We start from the raw sequence: 3,491 nt of genomic DNA on the forward strand, positions 1-3,491 counted from the left end.
CTTCAGCTTCGGCAAAAGCGCCCTGACGCTGGTCCATGTCGCTTTGCGAGATGGTGCGATTGTCTGAAAGCCTGCGGCCACGATCAAGTTCAGTGCGAGCAAGAGCAACCTTTGCTTCTGCTGCAGCGACCTGCGCTTCAGCACCGGCAAGCGCCGCCTGGAACGGTGCCGGATCGATTGTGAAGAGGGCATCACCCGCCTTGACGAGAGCACCTTCACGGAAATGGACCGATTGCACCTGACCGGCAACACGTGAGCGGATTTGCACGCGCTCTACGGCCTCAAGGCGGCCGGAAAACTCTTCCCAGCGCATGACATCGCGGCTTTGAACCGTAGCCACCGTCACTGGAATTGCTGGTGCTTCCGCCGGGGTTGAAGCGGCGGTTGCGCTGGTTTGGGCGCTCATGTCGAAAAGCAGTGCTGCGGCTGCAACGGACACAGCAAGGCTTATACCGGCGCCCGCCAGGGCCCGGCGCTTGTTCTTCAGCGTCATGGGTTTCTCCTTGGTCCTCAGCCGGACCGATCAGTGATATGAAATTGGCGTTTTAGCGCTTCAGTTCTGCAATAAAGGCGTTGAATTCGGTACAGACAGCTGGCAGCCACTGACCTCCTCCACCGCGATAAAGTTCCGTCCAGCCCTGGCCAGTCGGGAATACGTGTTGTCTTACAAAGGTGCCGGCGTCACGAAGTCGATCGGCATAATTGATTGTTTCATCGCGTAACGGATCGTCCTCGGCGGTGAACACTAGTGCCGGTGCGACCCGGGCCAGTCGTGTGCATTGGCAAGGCGCGGCATAGGGGTGGAAAAATCCACAAGCCTTTGCCAGATAATGGCTCCAGCCGTCTGCCCAACGCTGCCGCATGCCAATTCTGTCAGCATTGCGGAAAGATGCTGTCGCCATCATCGGATCGATCATGGGGGACAGAAGGATTTGCCCGGTCAGTTCACCCGGCATGCGATCCCGCGCCTTGAGTGCGAGGCCCGCGGCCACATTGCCACCCGCCTCTTCACCGGCGACAAACAACGGCGACTTAGCGCCGCCATATTGCTTGCGGTGGTTATAAAGACAGTTCAGGGCCTGGAAAGCGTAATCGATGGCCTGGGGAAACTCATTGTTCGAAGGCGTGATATAATCAGCCTCAACGACAATGGCGCCAGTTTCAGCCAAAGCGCGTGCAACAGGCAGTTCCGGGCACTTGCCGGTCTTTTCCTGAAACGACCCACCGCGCAAATAAAGAACCAGTGGTGGTGTGCGCGATGTGGTCTCGTTTTGATAAAGACGCACAGAGAGGGGGGACTTGTCAGCCCCGCCAATCTCGATGTTTTTCCAATACGTCTTCATCGTGTTTCGTCCGGTTTGCAAAGGTGACTCATCAGTCACTTGCCTTAAATGATGAAATGCATATTATTGTTCGGATAAAAACGATCAAGCATGAAAAATTGAAAACACTATTCCAAAAATCGGGACAATAAGCCCAAAAAGCTGAAAAGGTGTCACCTTGGATCAACTCTCGGCCATGCGCGTATTTGTCAGGGTGGTGGAAACGGGCAATTTTTCCCGTGCCGCAGGCTCGCTTAACATGCCGAAGACAACTGTCACCAATATGGTGCAGGGGTTAGAGGCGCATTTGCGCACGACCTTGCTGAACCGCACGACGCGTCGCGTTATGCTGACGACGGATGGTGCCCTTTACTATGAACGCGCCATCCAGATCATCTCGGAAATAGATGAACTCGACGGCAGCCTTTCCAATGCGCAGGTGCAACCTTCAGGACGGTTGCGCGTCGAAATGGCAGGAGCCTTTGCCGACCTTGTGGTTATTCCCAACCTTTGCTCGTTTCACGAGAAGTACCCGCTGATCAAGCTGGATCTGGGGGTCGGCGATCGACTGGTGGATTACATCGCCGAAAACGTCGATTGCGCCTTGCGGGTCGGCACGCCACGTGACCAGTCTCTGATCGCGCGCAAGGTTTCGGAGTTGAGATTGGCGTCTTACGTGGCGCCATTCTATCTTGAAAAATTCGGCTCGCCTGAGCACCCGCAAGAGCTTGAAGATAAACATTTTTGTATCGGTTATCTCAACGCAGTGTCCGGGCAGATCATGACCATGGATTTCGAAAAAGACGGCCAGAAACTCGAAATCGCCCCCAATTACATCATGTCTGTCAATGACAGCCGCACCTATTTGAATGCGGCGATTGCAGGCATGGGTGTGGCGCAACTCGCACCGTTCATGGCTGATGATGCCATCAAGCGGGGTGAACTTATACGTGTGCTGCCCGATTGGGAGCACGAGAGCCTGCCAATCTATATTGTCTACCCACAGACCCGCCATGTGACGAACAAGGTAAGGGTTTTCGTCGACTGGCTAGCACGGCTGATGCACAATCTCGATGTGAAGACTTTAGCCTGATCGCTGTGCTTCAGGCGCGTTCGCCATTTTCGGCGTAAATACGCGCATAGGCCGCCAGAATGAAACGTTCGGCCTGCAGCAGGTATTTTTCGAGGCTTTCAGCGGCAGTGGCTGCGGCCCCGCGCTCCAATTGGCTCAGAATCGTCTGATTCTGGTCGATATAGGGCCCGTGCAGATATTCGGGATCTTGCAACAGTCCGAAGACCAGGCGCAGTTCCAGTGAAATCTGACCGTAAAATGCAGTAAGACGTGGGCTATCTGCCAGTTGCACGATTGCCGAGTGAAAGGCGATGTCGGCGCTACCGACGCCAAGCCACTCGCCGGCTTCGCGGTGACGTTTTGCCGTTTCAACGGCTTCGCGCATGGCGGAAACGCTCGGGTGGCGAGGATGGGCCTGGGCGAGCGCAGGGCATTCGATAAAGCGTCTGACGCGGTAAATATCGATAATTGTCGCCATGCTGGGTGTCGAAACGAACACGCCACGATTGGCTTCGTAGCGCAACAGGCCTTCCTTTGTCAGCAGTCTGAATACTTCCCGCAAAGTGTTACGTGACACCTGTAATTCCTCGGAAAGCGAGATTTCCGAGAGGTGGCTGCCTGGGGGCAGGGTACCTGAAACAACACGCTCGCGGATGCGCGACGCCGTGTTCTCCGCAAGCGTCTGCGGCGGCTCTGCAGAGATTACCGTCGTGCTTGCGGATTTCGCCTTCTTCATGTGCGGTCCCAACCTGCTGGTATGTCTATCGGCTTCGAAGGCAACCCTCCGAATGGCCGGCGGTATTGGTGAAGCGCGCGCAATCTATGCGCCGCGATGCTGCGCTTCAAGCGACATAAGTACCATTACGCCTTTGAAAATAAGAAAAAATAACCTGCAACGCAGCTTAAACGCCTATTTTATATGCAGAAAATAATTTTTTGTAGGTTGATAATGAAAGATTGTTCAACAGTGTAGACACGATTGTTGCTGTTTGCTAGGTTTTTCATATTGGCCGTCCTGTGCGATGCTGGGTGTGTGCCTTATTCCGCTCTGAATGGATTGTTGATGCTGACATTCGATCTGAATAGCGATCTTGGTG

General features: G+C 54.6%; 4 protein-coding genes. 1 reads left to right on the forward strand and 3 read right to left on the reverse strand.

What is annotated here, in order from left to right:
* Together RT613_RS09265 and RT613_RS09270 are read right to left on the reverse strand one after the other, a co-directional pair.
* Positions 1-493, reverse strand: a 493-nt coding sequence (locus tag RT613_RS09265) for an efflux RND transporter periplasmic adaptor subunit (protein WP_409558791.1), incomplete at its 3' end; no start/stop codon positions are given.
* A gap of 52 nt (positions 494-545) precedes the next feature.
* The gene (locus RT613_RS09270) at positions 546-1,343 is read right to left on the reverse strand and encodes an alpha/beta hydrolase (protein ID WP_313614779.1); all 798 of its coding nucleotides are present in this window, start codon (positions 1,341-1,343) and stop codon (positions 546-548) included.
* A gap of 157 nt (positions 1,344-1,500) precedes the next feature.
* Here RT613_RS09270 and RT613_RS09275 point away from each other — a divergent pair, with 157 nt between their 5' ends.
* The gene (locus RT613_RS09275; protein ID WP_313614781.1) at positions 1,501-2,415 is read left to right on the forward strand and encodes a LysR family transcriptional regulator; all 915 of its coding nucleotides are present in this window, start codon (positions 1,501-1,503) and stop codon (positions 2,413-2,415) included.
* A gap of 10 nt (positions 2,416-2,425) precedes the next feature.
* Here the strand turns inward: RT613_RS09275 and RT613_RS09280 are convergent, their stop codons facing one another.
* A complete protein-coding gene (locus RT613_RS09280) occupies positions 2,426-3,130 on the reverse strand; it encodes a GntR family transcriptional regulator (protein ID WP_313614783.1) in 705 nt (234 codons plus the stop codon).
* Between the last annotated feature and the right edge of the window lie 361 nt (positions 3,131-3,491).

Source organism: Agrobacterium sp., assembly GCF_032092815.1.
Taxonomy (GTDB): Bacteria; Pseudomonadota; Alphaproteobacteria; order Rhizobiales; family Rhizobiaceae; genus Agrobacterium.

Coding starts and splice junctions, on each gene's coding strand:
- RT613_RS09270 (WP_313614779.1), bottom strand. CDS start 1,343: ATGAAGACGTATTGGAAAAACATCGAGATTGGCGGGGCTGACAAGTCC.
- RT613_RS09280 (WP_313614783.1), bottom strand. CDS start 3,130: ATGAAGAAGGCGAAATCCGCAAGCACGACGGTAATCTCTGCAGAGCCG.